Origin of the sequence: Massilia pinisoli (genome assembly GCF_024753285.1) — a bacterium.
GTDB classification, from domain to species: Bacteria; Pseudomonadota; Gammaproteobacteria; order Burkholderiales; family Burkholderiaceae_D; genus Telluria; species Telluria pinisoli.
The window spans coordinates 72784-95487 of the sequence record NZ_JANUGW010000005.1 but is presented as its reverse complement, the minus strand read 5'-3'; the positions used below and the strand labels follow the sequence as shown (position 1 = coordinate 95487).

Annotated in this window: 23 protein-coding genes; 18 read left to right on the top strand and 5 right to left on the bottom strand. The window is 65.8% G+C overall.

Features of this window, described 5'->3' with window-relative positions:
- Positions 1 to 33 precede the first annotated feature (33 nt).
- From nuoH to NX784_RS08465, 18 genes are all read left to right on the top strand, one after another.
- Positions 34 to 1104: an NADH-quinone oxidoreductase subunit NuoH gene (gene nuoH / locus NX784_RS08550; protein WP_370662920.1), complete on the top strand. Its 1071-nt coding sequence runs from the start codon at positions 34 to 36 to the stop codon at positions 1102 to 1104.
- 13 nt (positions 1105 to 1117) lie between these two features.
- Positions 1118 to 1606 carry an NADH-quinone oxidoreductase subunit NuoI gene (gene nuoI / locus NX784_RS08545; protein WP_029757430.1) on the top strand — a complete coding sequence of 163 codons (489 nt, stop codon included), beginning with the start codon at positions 1118 to 1120 and terminating at the stop codon, positions 1604 to 1606.
- Positions 1607 to 1632: 26 nt separating this feature from the next.
- Positions 1633 to 2304 (top strand): NADH-quinone oxidoreductase subunit J, encoded by a 672-nt coding sequence (locus tag NX784_RS08540; protein WP_258816236.1) that lies wholly within the window; start codon positions 1633 to 1635, stop codon positions 2302 to 2304.
- Complete coding sequence (gene nuoK, locus NX784_RS08535) at positions 2301 to 2609, top strand: NADH-quinone oxidoreductase subunit NuoK (RefSeq protein WP_029757428.1); 309 nt, start codon at positions 2301 to 2303, stop codon at positions 2607 to 2609. The genes NX784_RS08540 and nuoK overlap by 4 nt, the downstream gene beginning before the upstream one ends.
- A gap of 45 nt (positions 2610 to 2654) precedes the next feature.
- Positions 2655 to 4775 carry an NADH-quinone oxidoreductase subunit L gene (nuoL, locus tag NX784_RS08530; RefSeq protein WP_258816235.1) on the top strand — a complete coding sequence of 707 codons (2121 nt, stop codon included), beginning with the start codon at positions 2655 to 2657 and terminating at the stop codon, positions 4773 to 4775.
- Positions 4776 to 4791: 16 nt separating this feature from the next.
- Complete coding sequence (locus tag NX784_RS08525; protein ID WP_258816234.1) at positions 4792 to 6318, top strand: NADH-quinone oxidoreductase subunit M; 1527 nt, start codon at positions 4792 to 4794, stop codon at positions 6316 to 6318.
- Positions 6319 to 6341: 23 nt separating this feature from the next.
- Entirely contained in the window at positions 6342 to 7868 is a 1527-nt protein-coding gene (gene nuoN, locus NX784_RS08520) for an NADH-quinone oxidoreductase subunit NuoN (RefSeq protein ID WP_258816233.1), read from the top strand.
- Positions 7869 to 7875: 7 nt separating this feature from the next.
- Positions 7876 to 8196: a DUF2818 family protein gene (locus NX784_RS08515; RefSeq protein ID WP_258816232.1), complete on the top strand. Its 321-nt coding sequence runs from the start codon at positions 7876 to 7878 to the stop codon at positions 8194 to 8196.
- A gap of 53 nt (positions 8197 to 8249) precedes the next feature.
- Positions 8250 to 8807 (top strand): NUDIX domain-containing protein, encoded by a 558-nt coding sequence (locus NX784_RS08510; protein WP_258816231.1) that lies wholly within the window; start codon positions 8250 to 8252, stop codon positions 8805 to 8807.
- Positions 8808 to 9521 (top strand): hypothetical protein, encoded by a 714-nt coding sequence (locus NX784_RS08505; protein WP_258816230.1) that lies wholly within the window; start codon positions 8808 to 8810, stop codon positions 9519 to 9521.
- Positions 9522 to 9533: 12 nt separating this feature from the next.
- Entirely contained in the window at positions 9534 to 10238 is a 705-nt protein-coding gene (gene ispD / locus NX784_RS08500; RefSeq protein WP_258816229.1) for a 2-C-methyl-D-erythritol 4-phosphate cytidylyltransferase, read from the top strand.
- 8 nt (positions 10239 to 10246) lie between these two features.
- Entirely contained in the window at positions 10247 to 10759 is a 513-nt protein-coding gene (gene ispF, locus NX784_RS08495; protein WP_258816228.1) for a 2-C-methyl-D-erythritol 2,4-cyclodiphosphate synthase, read from the top strand.
- A gap of 89 nt (positions 10760 to 10848) precedes the next feature.
- Positions 10849 to 12075 carry an MFS transporter gene (locus NX784_RS08490; protein ID WP_258816227.1) on the top strand — a complete coding sequence of 409 codons (1227 nt, stop codon included), beginning with the start codon at positions 10849 to 10851 and terminating at the stop codon, positions 12073 to 12075.
- 5 nt (positions 12076 to 12080) lie between these two features.
- Positions 12081 to 12389, top strand: coding sequence for a hypothetical protein (locus NX784_RS08485; RefSeq protein WP_258816489.1), 309 nt, complete (start codon positions 12081 to 12083; stop codon positions 12387 to 12389).
- A 75-nt stretch (positions 12390 to 12464) separates the two neighbouring features.
- Positions 12465 to 13019, top strand: a complete 555-nt coding sequence (locus tag NX784_RS08480; protein WP_258816226.1) for an NADPH-dependent FMN reductase — start codon at positions 12465 to 12467, stop codon at positions 13017 to 13019.
- Positions 13020 to 13023: 4 nt separating this feature from the next.
- The gene (locus NX784_RS08475; RefSeq protein WP_258816225.1) at positions 13024 to 13443 is read left to right on the top strand and encodes a VOC family protein; all 420 of its coding nucleotides are present in this window, start codon (positions 13024 to 13026) and stop codon (positions 13441 to 13443) included.
- Positions 13440 to 14321: an ion transporter gene (locus tag NX784_RS08470; protein ID WP_307735928.1), complete on the top strand. Its 882-nt coding sequence runs from the start codon at positions 13440 to 13442 to the stop codon at positions 14319 to 14321. The genes NX784_RS08475 and NX784_RS08470 overlap by 4 nt, the downstream gene beginning before the upstream one ends.
- Before the next feature lie 113 nt (positions 14322 to 14434).
- Positions 14435 to 16372, top strand: coding sequence for a two-component system response regulator (locus tag NX784_RS08465; RefSeq protein WP_258816224.1), 1938 nt, complete (start codon positions 14435 to 14437; stop codon positions 16370 to 16372).
- Between the two features lie 3 nt (positions 16373 to 16375).
- Here NX784_RS08465 and NX784_RS08460 read toward each other — a convergent pair whose 3' ends face one another.
- From NX784_RS08460 to NX784_RS08440, 5 genes are all read right to left on the bottom strand, one after another.
- Complete coding sequence (locus NX784_RS08460) at positions 16376 to 18856, bottom strand: TonB-dependent receptor plug domain-containing protein (RefSeq protein WP_258816223.1); 2481 nt, start codon at positions 18854 to 18856, stop codon at positions 16376 to 16378.
- Positions 18857 to 18897: 41 nt separating this feature from the next.
- Entirely contained in the window at positions 18898 to 19407 is a 510-nt protein-coding gene (locus tag NX784_RS08455; protein ID WP_258816222.1) for a RidA family protein, read from the bottom strand.
- Positions 19408 to 19427: 20 nt separating this feature from the next.
- On the bottom strand, positions 19428 to 19823 hold the full coding sequence (locus NX784_RS08450) for a c-type cytochrome (protein WP_258816221.1): 396 nt from the start codon (positions 19821 to 19823) through the stop codon (positions 19428 to 19430).
- A complete protein-coding gene (locus NX784_RS08445) occupies positions 19820 to 21400 on the bottom strand; it encodes a flavin monoamine oxidase family protein (RefSeq protein WP_258816220.1) in 1581 nt (526 codons plus the stop codon). Before NX784_RS08445 ends, NX784_RS08450 begins: the two co-directional genes overlap by 4 nt.
- A 369-nt stretch (positions 21401 to 21769) precedes the next feature.
- A complete protein-coding gene (locus NX784_RS08440) occupies positions 21770 to 22528 on the bottom strand; it encodes a hypothetical protein (protein ID WP_258816219.1) in 759 nt (252 codons plus the stop codon).
- Positions 22529 to 22704: the final 176 nt, after the last annotated feature.

Sequence of the window (22704 nt, the reverse complement as noted above, 5' to 3'; positions counted from 1 at the left end):
CAGGGGAGCCCAAGCAAAATGTCGGTACCTGACATGATCAACAACCTGAACAGCAGCGGCGCGAGCCTGCTCGGCGCGACGGCATGGCCGCTCGTGTGGACGCTGCTGAAAATCGTCGTCGTCCTGCTGCCGCTGATGGGCCTCGTGGCCTATCTCGTGCTGTGGGAGCGCAAGCTGATCGGCTGGATCCACATCCGTATCGGCCCGAACCGCGTAGGCCCCGGCGGCCTGCTGCAGCCGATCTCCGATGCCCTGAAGCTGCTGCTGAAGGAAATCGTGATCCCGGCGAAAGCCACGCCGAGCCTGTTCGTCATCGGCCCGCTGATGACCATCATGCCGGCACTGGCCGCCTGGTCCGTCATCCCGTTCGGCCCGCAAGCGGCACTCGCCAACGTGAACGCCGGCCTGCTGCTGCTGCTCGCGATCACGTCGATGGAGGTGTACGGCATCATCATCGCGGGCTGGTCCGCGAACTCGAAGTACTCGTTCATGGGTGCGATGCGCGCCTCGGCGCAGATGATCTCGTACGAAATCCCGATGGGCTTCGTGATGGTCGTCGTGCTGATGGTGTCGGGCTCGCTGAACTTCTCCGACATCGTCGGCGCGCAGACCCGGGGCTGGGCCGTCGACCACGGCATCAACCTCCTGTCGTGGAACTGGCTGCCGCTGCTGCCGCTGTTCGTCATCTACATCACGTCCGGCCTGGCGGAATGCAACCGCCACCCGTTCGACGTGGTCGAAGGCGAATCGGAGATCGTGGCGGGCCACATGGTCGAGTACTCGGGCATGTCGTACGCGATGTTCATGCTCGCCGAGTACGCCAACATGATCCTCGTCGCCACCCTGGCATCGATCATGTTCCTGGGCGGCTGGTCCGCACCGTTCTCGTTCCTCGAATTCGGCGGCGGTTTCGGCGGCTTCTTCTGGCTGTTCGCGAAGATGTTCCTGATCGTCTCGCTGTTCATCTGGGTCCGCGGCACGTTCCCGCGCTACCGCTATGACCAGATCATGCGTCTCGGCTGGAAAGTGTTCATTCCGCTGACCCTGATCTGGCTGGTGCTGGTCGCCGGCTGGATGCAGACGCCGTGGAATATCTGGAAGTAAGGAAGCACACAAAATGACACGAGTTAAAGAGATCCTCGGCAGCCTGATGCTGTCCGAGCTGATTAAAGGTCTGGCCCTGACCGGCAAGTACGCGTTCTCGCGCAAGATCACGGTCCAGTACCCGGAAGAGAAGACCCCCATCTCGCCGCGCTTTCGCGGCCTGCATGCGCTGCGCCGCTACCCGAACGGGGAAGAGCGCTGCATCGCGTGCAAGCTGTGCGAAGCCGTGTGCCCGGCGATGGCCATCACGATCGAATCGGCGCAGCGCGAAGACGGCACCCGCCGCACGACGCGCTACGACATCGACCTGACCAAGTGCATCTTCTGCGGCTTCTGCGAAGAATCGTGCCCGGTCGACTCGATCGTCGAGACGCAAGTGCTGGAATACCACGGCGAAAAACGCGGCGACCTGTACTACACCAAGGAAATGCTGCTGGCCGTGGGCGATCGCTACGAGAACGACATCGCCGCCGCACGCGAAGCCGATGCCAAGTACCGCTAATAACAAAAGGGCTCCTGCGTAAAGTCATGGATTTCAATTTCACAACCGTTCTGTTCTACGTGTTCGCGGCCGTGATGGTGCTGGCCGGCTTGCGCGTCATTACCGCCAAGAACCCGGTGCACGCCGCGCTGTTCCTGGTGCTCGCGTTCTTCAACGCTGCCGGTATCTGGATGCTGCTCAAGGCCGAGTTCCTGGCCATCGTGCTGGTACTGGTCTACGTCGGCGCCGTGATGGTGCTGTTCCTGTTCGTCGTGATGATGCTCGACATTAACATCGACCGCATGCGCGAAGGCTTCTGGGGCTACCTCCCCGTGGCGTCGGGCGTGGGCGCGCTGATCGTGCTGGAAATGGCCGCCGTGCTGTGGCGCGGCTTCCTGGGCCAGGGCGATGCGCCGGCCGAGTCGGCCGTGGGCCACATCGGCGGCACGCATGAACTGGGCCGCCTGATCTACACCCAGTACATCTACGGTTTCGAGATCGCCGGCCTGATCCTCTTGGTCGCCATCATCGCCGCCGTCGCGCTGACCCTGCGCAAGCGCAAGGACACCAAAGCCATCGACCCGGGCCTCGCCGTCCGCGTCAAGCGTAACGACCGTCTGAAGATCGTCAAGATGCAGACGGTGAACCAGAAGGCGATCGACGATGCGGCTATCGCTGCCGCCGCTGCTGCCGCCAATGCAAACAAGGAGGCGCAATGACGTTGTCGCTCGCTCACTACCTGATCCTGGGCGCGATCCTGTTCGCGATTTCCGTGATCGGCATTTTCCTGAACCGGAAGAACATCATCATCCTGCTGATGGCCATCGAACTGATGCTGCTGGCGGTGAACCTGAACTTTGTGGCGTTCTCGCATTATCTGGGCGACGCGGCAGGGCAGATCTTCGTGTTCTTCATCCTGACTGTCGCGGCCGCCGAATCGGCGATCGGCCTGGCGATCCTGGTGGTCCTGTTCCGTAACCTGGACACGATCAACGTGGAAGACCTCGACAGCCTGAAGGGCTAAGCGGTTTGTCTGTCAACCTCCTGATAAATACGACAAAGGTTCAAAATGGCGGGGCAAATTAACCCTAATCTCTTGCTGGCGGTGCCTCTGGCGCCGCTCGCGGGCTCGGCGATCGCCGGCCTGCTCGGCACCAAGTTCTTCGGCAACGTCGTCGGCCGGGTCGTGTCGCACTCCGCGACCATCCTGGGCGTCTTCATTGCCATGGTCATCTCGATCATGACGCTGAACGACGTCATCGGCGGTGCGACCTACAACGGCGACGTCTACACGTGGATGACGATCGGCACCATGAAGATGACGGTCGGCTTCAAGATCGACGCACTGTCCGCGATGATGATGTGCGTCGTCACGTCCGTGTCGCTGATGGTCCACATCTACACGATCGGCTACATGGCGGAAGACGACGGCTACAACCGCTTCTTCTCGTACATCTCGCTGTTCACGTTCTCGATGCTGATGCTGGTCATGTCCAACAACTTCCTGCAGCTGTTCTTCGGCTGGGAAGCGGTGGGCCTGGTCTCGTACCTGCTGATCGGCTTCTGGTACACGCGTCCGACCGCGATCTTCGCGAACATGAAGGCGTTCCTCGTGAACCGCGTCGGCGACTTCGGCTTCATCCTCGGCATCGGCCTGCTGCTGGCCGCGACCGGCACGATGAACTACGACGAGACGTTCGCCAAGTCGACGCAACTGGCCGCGATGCACGTGCCCGGCCTCGGCTGGCCGCTGCTGACGGCTGCCTGCATCTGCCTGTTCATCGGCGCGATGGGCAAGTCGGCGCAGTTCCCGCTGCACGTGTGGCTGCCCGACTCGATGGAAGGCCCGACCCCGATCTCGGCACTGATCCACGCCGCGACGATGGTTACCGCCGGCATCTTCATGGTGACGCGCATGTCGCCGCTGTTCGAGCTGTCGGACACGGCGCTGTCGTTCGTCGTCGTCATCGGCTCGATCACCGCGCTGTTCATGGGCTTCCTGGGCATCATCCAGAACGACATCAAGCGCGTCGTCGCGTATTCCACCTTGTCGCAGCTGGGCTATATGACGGTGGCGCTGGGCGTGTCGGCGTACAACGTCGCCGTGTTCCACCTGATGACGCACGCGTTCTTCAAGGCGCTGCTGTTCCTCGGTGCCGGTTCCGTCATCATCGGCATGCACCACGACCAGGACATGCGCAACATGGGCGGCCTGCGCAAGTACATGCCGGTCACGTGGCTCACGTCGCTGGTGGGTTCGCTGGCGCTGATCGGTACGCCGTTCTTCGCCGGTTTCTACTCGAAGGATTCGATCATCGAAGCCGTCGCCGCCGCCCGCGAGCATGGCATGGCAGGTGCAGGTTTCGCCTACTGGGCCGTCATCATCGGCGTATTCGTGACCGCGTTCTACTCGTTCCGCATGTACTTCCGTGTCTTCCACGGCCCGGAAAACTTCGGCAAGGCGCATGCGCATGACCACCATCACGCGCACGACGACCACCACGCCGAACTCGGCGAAGGCAAGGATCCGACCGCATTGCACGAGGCCACTGCCCATCACGAAGAGGACGAGGACGACCACGGCCACCACGGCCTGGCCCCGGGCCAGAAGCCGCACGAGTCGCCGTGGGTCGTCACGCTGCCGCTGATCCTGCTGGCGATCCCGTCCGTCATCATCGGCTACTTTGCGGTCAAGCCGATGCTGTACGGCGACTTCTTCAAGAACGTCATCTACATCGACGCGGAACGCCACCCGGCGATGGAAGAACTGGCGCACGAGTTCCACGGCGCCGCCGCGATGGGTATCCACGCGTTCACGTCGCTGCCGTTCATCCTGGCCCTGGCCGGCGTCGTCGCCGCGTTCTACTGCTACATGATCAATCCGCGCGTGCCGGCCGCCTTCTACAAGGCGCTGCGTCCGATCCACACGCTGCTGGACAACAAGTACTACATGGACAAGTTCAACGAGATCGTCTTCGCCGGCGGCGCCCGCCTGCTGGGCAAGGGCCTGTGGCAAGTGGGCGATCGCGCGCTGATCGACGGCCTCGTCAACGGTTCCGCGAAGGTCGTGGGCTGGTTCTCGACCATCGTCCGTACGTTCCAGACTGGTTACATCTACCACTATGCGTTCGTGATGATCCTGGGCGTGCTGGGTACGCTGCTGTACTTCTTCCCGTTCTGGCGCGCTTAAAAGAGAGAAAAACAAGATGCAGTCTACGATTTCTACCTTTCCTCCGTACCTGAGCCTGTCGGTCTGGTTGCCGATCCTGTGCGGCGTGATCATCCTGGCCGTCGGCCGCGACAGCCGCGCGGGCTTCACCCGGCTGCTGGCGCTGGCGGGTTCGATCATCAGCTTCCTGCCGACGATCCCGCTGATGACACAGTTCAGCAACACGGCCCACGGCCCGCAATTCGTGGAGAAGGCCGCCTGGATCTCGCGCTTCAACATCCAGTACTACCTGGGCATCGACGGCCTCTCCCTGTGGTTCGTGCCGCTGACGGCGCTCATCACCATTATCGTGGTGATCTCCGCCTGGCAAGTGATCCAGGAACGCGTGGCCCAGTACATGGGTTCGTTCCTGCTGCTGTCGGGCCTGATGATCGGCGTGTTCGTCGCGCTGGACGGCCTGCTGTTCTACTTCTTCTTCGAAGCCACGTTGATCCCGATGTTTATCATCATCGGCGTGTTCGGCGGCCCGAATCGCGTGTACGCGTCGTTCAAGTTCTTCCTGTACACGTTCATGGGTTCGCTGCTGACGCTGATCGCGATCATCTACCTGTACAACAAATCGAACGGCAGCTTCGACATCCTCGCGTGGCATAACGTGCCGCTGTCGATGAAGGAACAGGTCCTGATCTTCCTGGCGTTCCTGATGGCCTTCGGCGTGAAAGTCCCGATGTGGCCGGTGCACACGTGGCTGCCGGACGCCCACGTGGAAGCGCCGACCGGCGGCTCCGTCGTGCTGGCCGCGATCATGCTGAAGCTCGGCGGCTACGGTTTCCTCCGTTTCTCGCTGCCGATCGCGCCTGACGCTAGCCACTACCTGGCCCCGCTGATCATCGTCCTGTCGCTGATCGCCGTCATCTACATCGGTCTCGTCGCGATGGTGCAGGCCGACATGAAGAAACTGGTCGCGTACTCGTCGATCGCCCACATGGGTTTCGTCACGCTGGGCTTCTTCATCTTCAACACGATCGGTGTGCAGGGCGGCATCGTGCAGATGATCTCGCACGGCTTCGTCTCCGGCGCCATGTTCCTGTGCATCGGCGTGCTGTACGACCGCCTGCACTCGCGCCAGATCGCCGACTACGGTGGCGTCGTCAACGTGATGCCGAAGTTCGCCGCGTTCTCCGTGCTGTTCGCGATGGCCAACTGCGGCCTGCCGGCCACGTCGGGCTTCGTGGGCGAGTTCATGGTCATCCTGGGCGCCGTGCAGTTCAACTTCTGGACGGGCCTCCTGGCCGCCACCGCCCTGATCCTGGGAGCGGCGTACTCGCTGTGGATGGTCAAGCGCGTCGTGTTCGGCAAGATCGGCAACAAGCACGTGGCCGAGCTCGTCGACCTGAACGGCCGCGAGTTCTTCATGCTGGGCGTGCTCGCCCTGCTGACGATCTACATGGGCCTGTATCCGGCGCCGTTCACCGACACGATGCAAGTGTCCGTCGCGGACCTGCTGCAGCACGTGTCGGTCAGCAAGCTGCCGCAGGCGGTCGCTGCTGTCGCCGCGCACTGACACGATAGGGCATCAACAACGATATGAATCCGATGATTAACACCCAAGCCGTGCTGGCCGCCAACAACCTGGGGCCGGTCTCTGCAGAAATCTTCCTGGTCATCGCGTCCTGCGCCATCCTTCTGATCGACATGTTCCAGAAGGAAGGCAAGCGTACGCTGACCTACGCACTGTCGCTGCTCACCCTGGTGGGCTGCGCAGTGATCACCTACGCCGACTTCAAGGCCGGCACGACGACCTACACGTTCTACAACATGTTCGTGTCGGACCCGATGGCGAACCTGCTGAAGCTGTTCACCTACCTGGCCGTGGGCGTCACGCTCGTGTACTCGCGCCAGTACACGGGCGAGCGCGGCATGATGTCCGGCAATATGGGCGGCGAGTTCTACGTGCTCGCGCTGTTCACGATGCTGGGCCAGATGATCATGATCTCTGGTAACAACATGCTGCCGATCTACCTGGGCCTGGAACTGATGTCGCTGTCGCTGTACGCGCTGGTGGCAATGCGCCGCGACCACGCGATCTCGACCGAGGCGGCGATGAAATACTTCATCCTCGGTTCGCTGGCATCGGGCTTCATGCTGTACGGTATCTCGATGATCTACGGCGCCACCGGCTCGCTGGACATCTCGACGATCGCCAAGGTGGTGTCGAGCAACGCCGCCAACCACACGATCCTCGTGTTCGGCCTCGTGTTCGTCGTGGCCGGCATGGCCTTCAAGCTGGGCGCCGTGCCGTTCCACATGTGGGTCCCGGACGTGTACCAGGGCTCGCCGACGGCCGTCACCTTGCTGCTGGGCGCCGCGCCGAAGCTGGCCTCGTTCGCGATGATGATCCGCATCCTCGTCGAAGGCCTGCTGCCGCTGGCGATCGACTGGCAGCAGATGCTGCTGGCGCTGGCCGTGCTGTCGCTGCTGGTCGGTAACCTGACCGCGATCGCGCAGACCAACCTGAAGCGCATGCTGGCGTACTCGACCATCGCACAGCTGGGCTTCGTCTTGCTGGGCATGATGGCCGGCGTCGTCGGCACGCGCGATGCCGCGAATGCCGCGAACATCGCCACCGCGTACAGCGCGTCGATGTACTATACGATCACCTACGTGCTGACGACGCTGGGCAGCTTCGGCACCATCATGCTGCTGGCCCGCTCGGGTCATGAAGCGGAAGAGATGGCCGACTTCAAGGGCCTGGCCAAGCGCAGCCCGTGGTACGCGCTCGTGATGACCGCGCTGATGTTCTCGCTGGCCGGCGTGCCGCCGATGATGGGCTTCATGGCCAAGTGGGCCGTGCTGGATGCCGTCGTCCGCTCCGGCCACCTGCCGCTGGCGATCATCGCCGTGGCCGCGTCGCTGGTGGGTGCGTTCTACTACCTGCGTGTCGTGAAAGTGATGTGGTTCGACGAGGCGGCCGACGCGACGCCGATCGCGACGCCGCTCGACATGCGGGTCGTGCTGTCGCTGAACGGCATCCTCGTCGTGATCCTGGGCGTGCTGCCGGGCCCGCTGCTGGCGGCCTGCCTGTCGGCGATGACCCTCACCTTGAAGTCGTAAGGCCTCGGTGGACGTCTCCCTGGCCAGCTGGTTGGTGATCGCGGTTGCACTCGCGTTCGCCAACCTGCCGTTCGTCAACGAGAACGTGCTCGGCTTCATTCCCATGGAGCCGGCACGTAACGGCAAGCACGCGAAATACTTCGTCGTGCGCCTGCTCGAGCTGATTGTCTTATACTTCGTCGTCGGCGCGCTGGCCCACGCCCTCGAGTCCCGCATCGGTAACGCGTTTCCCCAGACCTGGGAGTTCTACGCGATCACCGCCTGTCTGTTCGTCGTGCTGGCCTTTCCCGGTTTCGTCTTACGTTACCTGCGCAAGCGCCACGGCTGAGCACCGTCGTCCATGGCGCCGGTGCGTTGAATAACGATGTACCGGAGCCTTCCATGGACGCCCACCTCAAAGAAATCAAAGTCGACGGCGAGCTCGCCTACGACGGCCACTTCCTCAAAGTCTCGCGCGACCGCGTGAAACTCCCCGACGGCAAGATCACGCAACGCGAATTCATCCGCCATCCCGGCGCGGTCGTGATCCTCGCGCTGTTCGACGACGGCCGCGTCCTGCTCGAACGCCAGTTCCGCTACCCGAACGACCAGGTGTTCATCGAATTCCCGGCCGGGAAGATCGACCCGGGCGAGGCGTCGCTCGCCTGCGCCAAGCGCGAACTGGAGGAAGAGACGGGCTACACGGCCACCGACTGGCACTTCGTCTGCACGATCCACAATGCCATCGCCTATTCCGACGAGCACCTCGACCTGTTCCTCGCGCGCGGCCTGACGGCCGGCGATGCGAAGCTGGACGACGGTGAGTTCCTCGAGACGTTCACGGCGACCCTTCCCGAGCTGCTCGAGATGGTCAAGCGGGGCGATGTCACGGACGTCAAGACCGTCATCGGCGCGTTCTGGCTGGAGAAGATCGCCGCCGGGACCTGGAAGCCCGAGTAAGTGGCCGCTGCGCCCGGACGCGTTTGCGCGGCCATGTTCGGCGTGGCGCTCGCGGCCTGGGCGGGTCCGGCCGCGGCGCGCACGGCGTTCGAGTCGCGCTGCATGGATGCGGCGCACGAGGCCGTCACGACGTTCGCCACGCGCTCGAGCGGCTGGCGTGTCGACAACACGCTGTCGTACCGCGACCTCACGCGGATGAAGCGGCCGGCCGTAGCAGGCGGGTTCGTGCTGGGCCTCACGCGCACGGAATCACGCGTGGCGATCCAGGCCGACGGCACGTTGCTGCAATCACCGGACGGCACGATGGAATGCGTGCTGCCGCGCATCGCCGTCACCTTGTACTACCAGCCGATCGTCGTGTACGTCAGCCGCGAATTCAAGCCGGGCTCGTGCGCGTACGACGCGATACTTGCGCACGAAATGCGCCACCTCAAGTCCTATCTGGACTATCTGCCGAAAGTGGAAGAGCGCGTGCAGGCCCGGCTCGGCAGGCGCTTCGCGGGCAGACCGTTGTATGCGCGCGCCGGCGCATCGCGCTTGCTGCTCCAGCGCGACATCGACCGCAACTGGATGCCGTACATTAGGGGCGAGATGGGGCGCGTCGAACAGATGCAGGCCGCCATCGACAGTCCGCGGGAATACGCGCGTCTGAGCAAAGTTTGCCAAGGTGAGGTACAGTCTCTTATTGGATCGACAAGACGTTCCCGATCGTAGAAACAAAAGACAATGACCCAAGCTCCACGTTATTTCGCGCTGATTCCCGCTGCCGGCGTCGGCGCCCGGATGGGGGCCACGAGCCCCAAGCAATACCTCAAGATCGGCGGCAAGCCGATGCTCAGGCATACGCTCGACGCATTCCTGTCCAGCGAACTCATCGCCCATACCTTCGTCGTCGTGAGCCCGGACGACCCGACTATCGACACGGTCGCGCCCAACCACGGCGTGACGGTCTTGCGCTGCGGCGGCGCCAGCCGCATGGAATCCGTGCGCAACGGCCTGGCTGTGCTGGCCAGCACGTTGGCGCCGACCGACTGGGTGCTCGTGCACGACGCGGCCCGTCCGGGCCTGACGGCCGGACTGATCGAAAAGCTCATCGCGGGCACGGGCGACCATCCGGCCGGCGGCCTGCTGGCGCTGCCCGTCGTCGACACGGTCAAGCGCTGCATCGACGGCGAAGCGTGCGGGACGGTGCCGCGCAGCGGCCTGTGGCTCGCGCAGACGCCGCAAATGTTCCGCTACGCACTGCTGCGCGATGCGTTGGCGGCCGCGACCGACCCCGAATCGATTACCGATGATGCCAGTGCGGTTGAAGCCCTCGGTTTGAGCCCTAAATTGGTGGAAGGGCATCCCCGCAATCTCAAAGTGACGCTGCCGGACGATATCCGGATCGCCGAGATGTACCTGGCAGTGTCCCAACCTGAACTCGTGTAAAGAACATCATGGCTCTCGCATCGTACAACCCGACTCCACCGTTCCGCATCGGTACCGGCTATGACTGCCACGTCCTCGTCGAGGGCCGCAAGCTGATCGTGGGCGGCGTCACCATCCCGCACCGCCTGGGCCTGCTCGGCCACTCGGACGCCGACGTGCTGCTGCACGCCGTCATCGACGCGCTGCTGGGCGCCGCCGGCCTGGGCGACATCGGCAAGCACTTCCCCGACACCGACCCGATGTTCGCCGGCGCCGATTCGCGCGTGCTGTTGCGCGAGGCCGCGAACCGCGTGCTCGGCACCGGCTACACGATCGGCAACGTGGACGCGACGATCATCGCCCAGCAGCCGAAGATGGCGCCGCACATCCCGCAGATGGTGTCGCGCATCGCCGAAGATCTCGGTGTGTCGCCGCAGCAGGTGAACATCAAGGCCAAGACGAACGAAAAGCTCGGCTTCCTCGGCCGCGAGGAAGGCATGGCAGCGCAGGCGACGGCGTTGCTGATCCGAGCTGTGGGCTGATCCGCCGTCCGGTGGGCGCCGGCCGCTCACCGACGCGTCCGTCGTTTCCGTTGTAACATCGTCGGTCTGACAATAAAAACGGGGACGACATGACGACCACGACGCCACCGCGCGCAGGCTGGGGCCTGATCCTGGCCGCCAGCGCCATCCTGATGATCACGATGGCCGCGCGCCTCACGACGGGCCTGTTCCTGTCGCCGCTGAACACGGCGACGGGCCTCGGCATCGCGTCGATCAGCTTCGCGCTGGCCGTCGGCCAGTTCATGTGGGGCGCGTCGCAGCCGCTGTTCGGTGCCGTCGCCGACAAATACGGCTCCGTGCCCGTGATCGTACTCGGCGCCGTGCTGCTGGCCGTCGGCCTGGCGGCAACGCCATTCGTCTCGACGCAGATGGGCCTGCTCGTCACGCTCGGCATCCTGTCCGCGAGCGGTGCGGGCGCGGGCAGCTTCTCGATCCTCATCGGCGCCACCGCGCAGCGCCTGCCGCCCGAGCGGCGCGCGTTCGCGTCCGGCTTCATCAACGCGGGCGGCTCGTTCGGGCAATTCGTGTTCGCGCCGCTCGTCCAGTTCCTCATCGCCACCGCCGGCTGGGTCACCGCGATGTTCGCGCTCGCGGCGACCACCTTGCTCACGATCCCGCTGTCGTGGCCGCTGCGCGGCAAGCCGCAGGCGCACGCGACGGTCGGCCATGGTGCGCTTTCTGCCGATCTTTCGCTGGGGCGTCAGGTGCGCATCGCGATGCGCGACCGCAGCTACCTGTGCCTGCACGCGGGCTTTTTCACGTGCGGCTTCCACATCGCCTTCCTCGTCACGCACCTGCCGGGTGAAGTGGCGCTGTGCGGCCTGCCGGCGGGCGTGTCGGCGACGGCGCTGGGCCTCATCGGCCTCTTCAACATCGCCGGGTCGCTGACCGCAGGCGCGCTCGCGCAGCGCTACCGCATGAAATGGCTGCTCGCGGTCACGTACGGCAGCCGCGCCGTCATCATCGCCCTCTACCTGCTGGCGCCGAAGACGGCATGGACGTTCTACCTGTTCGCCGCCGCGCTCGGCTTCTCGTGGCTCGCGACGGTGCCGCCGACGGCGGGCCTCGTCGGCAAGCTGTTCGGCACGCGCTATCTCGCCACCTTGTTCGGCCTGACGTTGCTGTCGCACCAGATCGGCGGCTTCTTCGGCGCGTGGCTGGGCGGCCTCGCGTTCGTGCGCTTCGGCGACTACACGTGGATGTGGTACGCGGACATCGCGCTCGCGCTGGCGGCTGCCGTCGTCAACGTGCCGATCCGCGAAGCCGCGCCGCACCGCGCGGCCGCCGCGGCTTGACGCCCGTGGCGCGCGACCCGTGGGCCTACCGCGACGTGGCCGTCGAATCCGTGGCGGACCCGCGCACGGGCCGGCTGCGCATCAAGCCGATGGCCGGGCAGGCGTACGCGACGTCGATGCGCGTGCAGTGCGCGCGCGCGTTGGCCGACCCCGACCGCTATCCGGCCGGCACGCGCTTCCTCATCCGCGCCAAGCTGACGGACCGCGCGGGCGGGCCGCCATTCCTGTACGCGTGGCATGGCGACCCGGTGCGGGTGATGACGCCGCGCGAGGTACGCAACTTCCTCGACGAGTACCGCCGCCGGCGCATCTGAGCAGCGCGCACGGACCGGACGGAAAATCGTTACACTCAGGTCTCCGCAAGCCCCTTCACGACCGAAAGGACCGTCATGGCAACTAGGAAGATTGCAGTGCTCGTCGGCAGCCTGCGCAAGGAGTCGTTCACCCGCAAGCTCGCGAAGAGCCTGATGCTGGTGGCGCCGCCCACGCTGGAACTGGAGATCGTCGACATCTCCCAGCTGCCGATGTACAACCAGGATGACGAGACCGAGACGCCGCCCGTGACCTGGACCGAATTCCGCGGCCGCATCCGCGAGGCCGACGGCGTCCTGTTCTGCACGCCGGAATACAACCGTTCGCTGCCGGGTGTCCTGAAGAACGCCATCGACGTGGGGTCGCGCCCGTACGGCGAGGCCGCGTGGACCGGAAAGCCGTGTGCCGTCGTGTCGAATTCGCCGGGCGCGCTGGGCGGCTTCGGCGCCAACCACGCCATCCGCCAGTGCCTCGTGTTCCTCAACATGCCGTGCATGCAGTCGCCCGAGGCGTACATCGGCGGCGTCGCGGGCAAGTTCGACGGCGATACGCTGAAGGACGAAGGGCTGAAGACCTTCCTCCAGCAATTCATGGAATGCTTCGCGACGTGGGTGGAACGCCATGCGGACTGACGCCATGCAAGCTGCCATCTCGATCCGCGAGATCGACCACATCGTGCTGCGCGTCGTCGACCTCGCGCGCATGCAGGCCTTCTACGGCGACGTGCTGGGCTGCCGCGAAGTGCGGCGCCAGGACGAGATCGGCCTCGTGCAGCTGCGCGCCGGCAGCTCGATGGTCGACCTGATCCCCATCGCCGGCAAGCTCGGTGCCGCGGGCGGCGCGGCGCCCGGCAAGGAAGGGCGCAACGTCGATCACTTCTGCTTCCGCGTCGAGCCGTTCGACGAGGCCGCGATCCGCACGCACCTGGCCGCGCACGGCATCGAGACGGGCCCGGCCGCGTCGCGCTTCGGCGCCGAGGGCGAGGGGCCGTCGATCTACCTGCAAGACCCCGAAGGCAATACGATCGAGCTGAAAGGGCCGCCCACCGCATCATGATGCCGGACGACGACGCGCCACAGTATGTGCCGCAATCGCCCGTCGAGTACGGCAAGCCGCCGGCCGGGTGGCGGCGGCGCATGTACGACGTCATCTTCGAGGCCGACACGCCGGCCGGCCGGCGCTTCGACGTCGCGCTCGTCGTCGCGATCCTCCTGAGCATCCTCGTCGTCGTGCTGGACAGCGTGCCGCGGCTGCACCGCGACCACGCCGACCTGCTGAACGCGTTCGAATGGGGTTTCACGGCGCTGTTCACGGTGGAGTACGCGGCGCGCATCGCCTGCGTGCAGCGGCCGTGGCGGTATGCGACCGGGTTCTACGGCGTCATCGACCTGCTGGCCGTCCTGCCGTCGTATTTCTCGCTGCTGATGCCGGGCACGGAACTGCTGCTCGACATCCGCATCCTGCGCCTCTTGCGCGTCTTCCGCATCTTCAAGCTCACGTTGTACATCGAGGAATACACGCGCCTGGGCGAGGCGCTCGCCGCGAGCCGGCGCAAGATCCTCGTGTTCCTGTCCGTCGTGCTGATGGCGATCCTGATCCTGGGCACGATCATGTACGTCGTCGAGGGGCCGAAGAACGGCTACACGAGCATTCCCGTCGCGATGTACTGGGCGACCGTGACGATGACGACGGTGGGCTATGGCGACATCACGCCGCACACGAACCTGGGCAAGGCGATCGCGTCGTTCATGATGCTGCTGGGCTGGGGCATCCTCGCGGTGCCGACCGGGATCGTGACGGCGGAGATGACGCTGCGCCACCGTGCCGAGCACGCAGGCCCGGCGCGTTCCGAACGCACGTGCGCCGCCTGCGGCAGCAAGGGTCACGACGCCAACGCCAGGTTTTGCAAGGACTGTGGGGCGGCCATGTCCTGAAATGCCATGAAACGCCACACAGGCACTGTTGATGGTTGCCCTTGTTTCAGAATTTGCTAGAATCGATTACAAGCGTATGTCCCTGCGAATCGATTTGTCAGCGGACCAGTTCAATGATGACGACCTCTGTCGTGCCACCGGAAGCGGGCACCCCGACCGTCCTGATCGTCGACGATACGCCCGCCAACGTGGGGATCCTGGTCGAGTACCTGGAGGATCGTCAGGTCCGGGTGGCCGTCGCGCAAGAAGGCGAGGAGGGACTGGCGCGTGCCGAATTCGTCCAGCCCGACCTGATCCTGCTGGACGTGATGATGCCCGGCATGGACGGGTTCGAGACCTGCCGCCGCCTGAAGGCGTCCGCCGCCACGCGCGACATCCCCGTGATTTTCATGACGGCCCTCACCGAGACCCCCGACAAGCTCGCGGGCTTCGCGGCGGGCGGCGTCGACTACGTCACCAAGCCGTTCCAGATCGATGAAGTGTGGGCGCGCGTGACGACGCACCTGGCCCTGCGCAGCGCGCAGAGGCGCCTGGCCGAGCAGAACACGCAACTGCAGCAGGAGATCGCGCTGCGCCGGCGCGCGGAAGCCGACTTGCAGGCCGCCAACGACTTGCTGGAAGCGCGGGTGGCCGAACGCACGGCCGAACTGGTCAGCACGAATGCCCGCCTGGAACAGAAGATCGCCGACTACAACCAGGCCGAGCGCCGCATCGACTTCATGGCCCACCACGATGCGCTGACGGGGCTGCCGAACCGCCTGCTGCTGGAAGACCGGGTCAACCAGGCGATCGCGCAGGCGCGCCGGCACCAGGAAGAATTGGTGGCGCAGCTGCACATCGACCTCGACCACTTTAAAACCATCAACGACTCGCTCGGCGAACGCATCGGCGACCGCCTGCTGCAAGCCGTCGCCGCGCGACTGCAGGAATGCACGCGCGAAGGCGACAGCCTCGGCTGCCTGGGCGGCAACGCGTTCGGCATCTGCCTCGCCGCGCTGCGCAGCAGTAACGACGCCGCGCTCGTGGCCAGCAAGATCCTCGAGTCGTTGAGCCGTCCGTTCGACGTCGAGGACCACGAGCTCCACCTCACCGCCAGCATCGGCGTCGGGCTGTTCCCGTCGGACGGCGGCGACGCGGCCGCCCTGCTGCGCGCCGCGAACGCCGCGATGTACAAGGCGAAGCAGACGGGCCGCGGCAACTACCAGTTCTTCACGGCCGCGCTGCACGAAGCGGCGAAGCGGCGGATGGCGACGACGAACCGCCTGCGCCAGGCGTTCGCCCACGACGAGTTCTGCGTGTATTACCAGCCGCAGGTCGACATGGAAAGCGGACGCATCTTTTCGGCGGAAGCGCTGCTGCGCTGGACCCCGCCCGGCAAGGCGCCGCGCTCGTGCGTCGATTTCATCGCCATCGCGGAAGAGACGGGCATCATCGTGCCGATCGGCGAATGGGTGCTGCGCGAGGCGTGCGCCCAGCTCAAGCGCTGGCGCGAGGGCGGCCATCCGGACATGCGCATCGCCGTCAACCTGTCGGCCCGCCAGTTCACCCAGGCCAACCTGACGGACTTCGTGGCCCAGGTGCTGCACGACACGGACATCCCCGCAGACGCGCTCGAACTCGAGCTGACGGAAAGCCTCACCATGCAGCCCAGCGACGACAATCTCGCCGTCATGCACCGGCTGAACAACATGGGGGTGCAATTGTCGATCGACGACTTCGGCACCGGCTATTCGAGCCTCGCCTACCTGCAGAACTTTCCCATCCACGCCCTGAAGATCGACCGTTCGTTCGTCATCGGCATCAACGAGGAAACGCACGACGCCGCCATCGTCACCGCGATCATCGCGATGGCCCACAGCCTGCACCTGAACCTCATCGCGGAAGGCGTCGACCGCCCCGAGCACGTGTCGTTCCTCACCGCCCACGGCTGCCTCGCCGCGCAGGGCTATTACTACAGCCAGCCCGTTCCCGCCGACGTCATGACAGAGCTGCTGAACCAGCGCAATCTGGTGCCGAACGGCGACGGCAAGGTCGGGGCGGCCGTGCGCTAGGCGTCAGAACTTGAAACCCAGCCGCGCGTAGTAATAGCCGCCGTTGATGCCGAACGGCGAGAACGACGGGTACACGGTGACGGCGCCGTTGTCCAGGTTGGCGCGCTGCTCGGCCAGCAGGCCCGCGTTGACATGGTCCGGATACTGGTTGAACAGGTTGTTCGCTCCCACCGACAGCATCCATGCCTTTGTGAACTGGTAGCTGACTTCCAGGTCCGTGATGGCTGTCGGCTTCACTTCCGTCTTGTAGTACGTGGCGCCGTCCGACGATTGCAGTTCCGACGACCGGCCATAGAACGCTTCACGCGCGCTCACGGTCCACGGACCCGACTTCCACAGCGCGCCCAGGTTCACGCGCACGCGCGGCGATGCCGTCTCCAGGTCCGAGATCGCGGTGGCGTCCAGCAGCGTTTGCGGCTGCAGCTGGGCGGGCGCCTGGTTGACCTTGATGACCTCGACCTTGTTCCAGTTCGCGGCCAGCGACCAGTCCACCTTGCCGTAGCCACCGTAGCTGCTGTTCAGCGTGGCGACGAATTCCAGGCCGCGCGAGCGCGTGTTCACGGCGTTCGAAAAAATGTTGATGCCGGTCTGGACGACCGTCGGGTCCAGTGCGTTGCCGTTGGCGAGGATTGCCGCCGTGACGGCCGGCGAATTCACGGCGCCGCCGGAACCGTACAGCGAGCCGGAACCGACGATGCGGTCGCGGATCGTGATCTGGTAGGCGTCCAGCGTGATGGCGGCGTTCGCGGACGGATTGATGACGATGCCCGCGCTGATGTTCGTCGATGCCTCCGGCCGCAAGCCGTTCACGCCCACGAGCCGGGCGCCCGGCGAGTTCGGCGCCAGTTGCACGAACGCGCTGCGCGGCGACACGTTCGTCGCCGAATAGTATTCCTCGGCCAGCGTGGGGGCGCGGAAGCCGTTCGAATACGTGGCGCGCACGCCGACGACGGGCGAGAAATCGTAGCGGCTCGTCAGCTTGCCGACCTTCGCGTTGCCGAAGTCGCTGAAGTGCTCGTAGCGGCCCGCCAGGTCGACCGTCCATCCCGCCACGGGCTGGCCGGACAGGTCCACGTAGGCGGCCTTGTTCGTGCGGCTGTGCGAGCCTGCGTCCGTGAGCGAGAAGCCGGGGAACGATTGCGCGCCTTCCTTGTAGCGCGAGCCCGGGTCGCCGGCGCCGATCTCGTACTCGTCGCGGCGGTGCTCGAGGCCCAGCGCGAAGTTCAGCGGCGCGGCCCAGCCCACGTCGAACTCGTGATTCACGTCGAGGTTGTTCGTCCACTGGCTCGCGACGAACTTGCCGGCGTAGAAGTCGAGCGGCGTCGAGCCCGTGTCGGCGAACAGCGACACGTTGCCCGAGTGCGCGACGCCCAGCTTCGCCTCGTCGCGGCCGTACGTGCTCGACAGGTCCCAGTTCCACGTGCCCGCCAGCTTGCCCTTGATGCCGGCCGTGAACGCGTAGTCGTTTTCCTTGAACGTCTCCTGCGGCGAGAAGCCGAGCGGGTAGATGGCCGGAAGGCGGTTCGGCATGCGGTAGTTCTCGAACGCGGCCGCCTTCTTGTGGCCGTACGTGGCGAAGCCGTACAGCGTGAGGTCGGGTGCGAGGTCGGCACCGAAGTTGGCGGCGACGATCTGCTGGCGGTATTGCGCGTCGCCGGAGATGTGGTTCACGTTCGGGTAGCCCGGCGCGTCCTTCAGCTGCGGCATGTCGGCCAGCTTGCCCGGGTCGATGACGCGCGGGTCGATGCCGCCGCGGTCCGAGAAGCCGTGGTATTTCGTTTCCGCCGTGAGGCTCAGGTAGGCGTCCGCGAACGGCGCCAGGCCGATGTTGGCGCTGGCGTCCCCGGTGTGGCCGCCGCCGTCGCCGTAGCCGCCGCCGTTGACGTTGCCCGTGATGCCGCGGTAGTTCGACTTGAGGATGATGTTGACGACACCCGCGATCGCGTCCGTGCCGTACTGGGCCGCGGCGCCGTCCTGCAGCACCTCGATGTGATCGATGGCGCCGACGGGAATGTAGTTCAGGTCTGCCGCCGCGCCGCCCTGGTACGGGCCCCCGAGCACGGCCAGGTTCGACGTGCCGTGGCGGCGCTTGCCGTTGACGAGGACCAGCGTGTTGTTCGGCGACAGGCCGCGCAGCCGCGCCGACAAGGTCATGTTGGCCATGTCGCCGCCGAATGCCTGCGCCGTCAGCGAGGGCAGGTTCTGCGCGAGCGCCTGGATCAGGTCCGGCTGGCCCGTGCGCTGCAGCGACGTCGTGTCGAGCACCTGGATCGGCGACGCGCTGTTCTCGACCTTCAGGCCCGTCGCGCGGGTGCCCGTGACGATCACGACGCCCGTGTTCAGAGGACCGGCTTCGGCGGCCGGCGCCGCGGCGGGCGTGGCGGCGTCAAGCGGCGCCTTGTCGTCTTCCGCGCCGATGGCGGCCCCGAGACCGCAGGACAGGACGCCGGCGGCGACGCCGGCATGGAGGATGGCCTTGTGCATGTAAACCCCTTGTCAGGACAACGTGTGATGAATGGATGCGATTATTTTTTTGCGGCCACGACTTCGATCTCGACGAGCCAGCCGGGATTCGACAGGCCCGCCACCTGAATCACGGCGCGCGCCGGCAGGTTCGGCTGCGGGCCGCCGAAGAACTGCGTGTAGCCCTCCATGAAGCCGGCCACGTCGGCGCGGCCGTTCTTCGCGGGGTCGCCGACGAGGAAGACCTGCATCTTGACGACGTCGCCCATCGCCAGGCCCATGCCGTGCAGGACGTCCTTGATCTTCGTGAGCACGCCGACGGTCTGCGTCTTCGTGTCGCCGAACGCGGCGAGCGAATTCGGGTCGGCCGCCTTGTCGACCACGGGCGGCACCTGGCCGCTGATGAAGTGCAGCGTCGTCCCCGGCGGCAAGGTGACGGCCTGCGCGATCGGGAAGTCGGACTGGGGAATCTTGTGGCGCACGATGCCCGGCGTGGCGGCCGATGCGCACAAGGGCAGGGCACAGGCCAGCGCGAACGCGGCCTGCTGCAGGGGGCGGGGAATGGTCTTCATGGATCCTCTCGATTGATGAATTAATGCTTGTTGCCGAAGCGGTCGTGCGACGCGGGCGCGACGCCCAGCGCGGCGCGCGTGCCGGCGACGTCCTGCTCCGTGACGGGTGGCGCGTCGTTGCCCCAGCTGCTCCGGACGTAGGTCAGCACGTGGGCGATCTCGCCGTCGTCGAGGCTGCCGGAGAAGTCCGGCATGCCGCCCCGTCCCTTCAGCAGCACCGTCGCGACGGCAGCCGACGCGCCTTGCACGAACGCGTTGCCGGCGAGGGCGGGAAAGGCGCCGGGGATGCCTTTGCCGGTGGGCTGGTGGCAGGCCGCGCAGTTCTTTGCGAACAGGCTCTTGCCGTCCATGGGTTGCGCGTGGGCCAGCGCGGCGCTGGCCGCGAGCACGGCGGCGATGAATGGTTTTGCGGTCATGCGCTGGCTCTCCGGTGGAGTTCTTCGATCTGCAGCCAGGCCGATTCGATGGCGCCGGCCTGCCAGCCCGTCAGGTAGCTCATGTGCTCGCCGGCGAGCAACACGCGGCCTTCGCCCGCCAGCAAGGTCGGATATGCGTGCGTGCGGCCGGCGTCGTCCCACTCGGCCCAGCCGCCCAGGTTGTACTTGACGCGGTGCCAGGCGACGGAGAACGCGGTCTCGAACGACGCGCGGTACGGCGGGAAGATCTTCTCGCCGGCGCTGACGGCGAATTCCGCGCGCTCCGCCGGCGACAGGGCGCTCACTTCGATGGCGTCCAGCGCATAGTGGTAGTAGCCGAGCAGCACGCCTTTCTTCGACTGCCAGCCGGACGACGGCAGCGAAATCGTGTTGATGGCCTTCAGATCGGTGAGGACGTGCCCGCCGTAGATCTGGTCGTCCTCTTCCCAGAAGCGGCGCTTCATCTGCAGGCCGATCTTGCCGACCGGGGCATACGACACGGCCTTCAGCGCGCCCTTGAAGCCGTCCGAGAAATCCGCGTCGATGGTGCGCAGCACGGACAGGGGGATCGTGCACAGGCAGTAGTCGGCCGCGATCTGCGACACCGTACCGCTGTTCGCGTCGCGGACGGTGACGGTGACCTGGCCGGGTGATTGCCGGATCGCCTGCACTTCCGCGCCGTAGCGGATCGTGCGGCCCAGGCGCTTGGCGAAACCGTGCGCGATGCGGTCCATGCCGCCGACGGGCTGGAACATGGTGGCGTGCATGGGGAATTCCTGCACGGCGCTGTAGACCCTGCCGACCTTGGACGCGAGCAGGTCGCGGAAGCCGAGCGGATCGGCCAGGCGGCCCGGCTTCAGGCCCGCGCCGGGCGGCTCCGCGTAGCCCGCGCCGTTACGGCCCCGGTACACGAGGTCTTGCGCGGACAGCGCGCCTTCGTGCGCCAGGTAGTCGAGCAGCAGGCGCTGATCGTCGGCCGTGAGTGCCGTGTCGAGGCGCTGCGCCTGCACGGACTTGGCCAGCAGTTCCGCCACGTGGCCGCGCAGGTCGGCCTTGACTTGCGCGGGGCGCAGCCGCTGCTTCGAGAACGGGCCGGCATCTTCCATGTAGACCCAGGCGTGGTCGTTGTCGTTGACCATCACCTCGAGCGGGATGCCGAACAGCTTCGTGTAATACAAGGTCGACTGGTGGTCAAGCGGGATGCGCCACGGTCCGTGGTTGATGTAGAGGCCGTCGTCGAAGCGGCACGTCTGCGCTTCGCCGCCCAGTTCCTGCAGCGTGAAGCCCTTGCGGGCCGTCTGGCAGCGGCCTCCCGCGAAAGGCCGCGCTTCGAGCACGTCGACGTGGTAGCCGAGCTTGCCCAGCTCATAAGCGGCCGTCATGCCGGCCAAGCCCGCACCGAGGATGACGACCTTCTTGCCCTTGCCGCTGCCGCTCAGCGCCGGCGGGGCGCTCGCGCGCGAGGCGATGCCCATGCCCCACGCGTTCATCGCACCCAGCACTAACGCCGACCCGCCGACCGCGGCGGCCCGGTAGAGGAATTCCCGTCGCGTCGGCGACCGTGTGAAACGTTTCATCCGCCCCCCCCTTGTTGTCGCAGAAAACTCGTTTGTCCCTTGAGTTTCAGCAATACCCATGCCAGCTGGATGGGGCAAATGGCGGAAATAGGCGTGGAAAATAAAGTATGGTCGTCGAATCGTCGAACGTCAGCTTGGCGAAAGCGACTACTGTCGAATAAAGTTTGTTTCGCGGCGGCTGTTCCTGGTCTGGCCCGCCCGGCAGGACGCCCCGCCGCGCACACTTTGTTTTTTCGTGATCAGACTTTGTTTGATCGACCGTGCCGGGGCATGACGGGGCGTGCCTTCATGCGCACGACATGGAAAAGAGGGGCAGCGCGGCGCGCGATGCCGCACTGCACCATTCTGGGCGGGATCGCACTGGAATGGCTAGGGAAGAAGGGTATGCTGCACCGCAACGACCGCGCGTCGAGGACCTGGTACGCCGTCCTTGTCCAGCCAGTAGCTGAACTGGCCGAAGCTGGGCAGGTCGGCCGGCGGGCGCCCGCGGTAATAATCCTGCAGCATCTGCCGGTACGCGGCGCGGCGCGAGAATTCCGGATGCGTGGCGGTGTAGCGCGCGACGGCGGCGCGGAAGGTGGCGCGCATCGCCGCGTCCGTGTTCAGGCCGGGATGGTCGCCCGATTTGCGCGGACGGCCCCGCTTGATGCCCGCGCTCGCCGCGCGCGTCTTGCCGCGCGCGCCGGAATTGCCGTAGTCCGGCAGAAGCGCGTCGACCGTCTGGCCCCGTTCCCAGAAGCGGCGCAGATAGCGCAGCACGCTTTGCCGCGACACGCCGTGAGCCGCCGCGCAGTCCGCCACCAACGCGACCCGTTCGCGCCGCTCGTACAGCGCGGGCACGCGGGCCTGCAGGCTGGCGACGATGTCCCAGGCCTTCGCCTGCAGGTCGCGGTATTTCTGCGGCACCAGCGGGGGCGGGGCGAGCGCCGCGCACGGGTCGTCGGGCAGCAGTCTGGCGCGCCCGCCGAGCACGTCGTCGGCCAGCGCCTGCAGCGCGACGGCCCTCGGCTGGCTGTGCGCCAGCCCCAGCTCGAACGTATAGGCGAGCGCGCGGTCGGGGGCGATCCACAGGATGCGGACCAGTCGCGCCGGAGCGACATAGCGGATCACATCGTTGGGCAGAAACATGGGCAGCTCCCGGATGAGTTCAGGAACTTGAACTCATGCAAATATCGCGCCAGTGAGCGGGCCGCGCGGCCGGCAATCGCGGCACGATTAGTCCAGATCAAAGGTGGGCGGTCCTGCCGCCTTAGTCTTGGAGCTCCGCGCCGCTGCATTGCGGCCACCCGTTCAATCCATCTTTG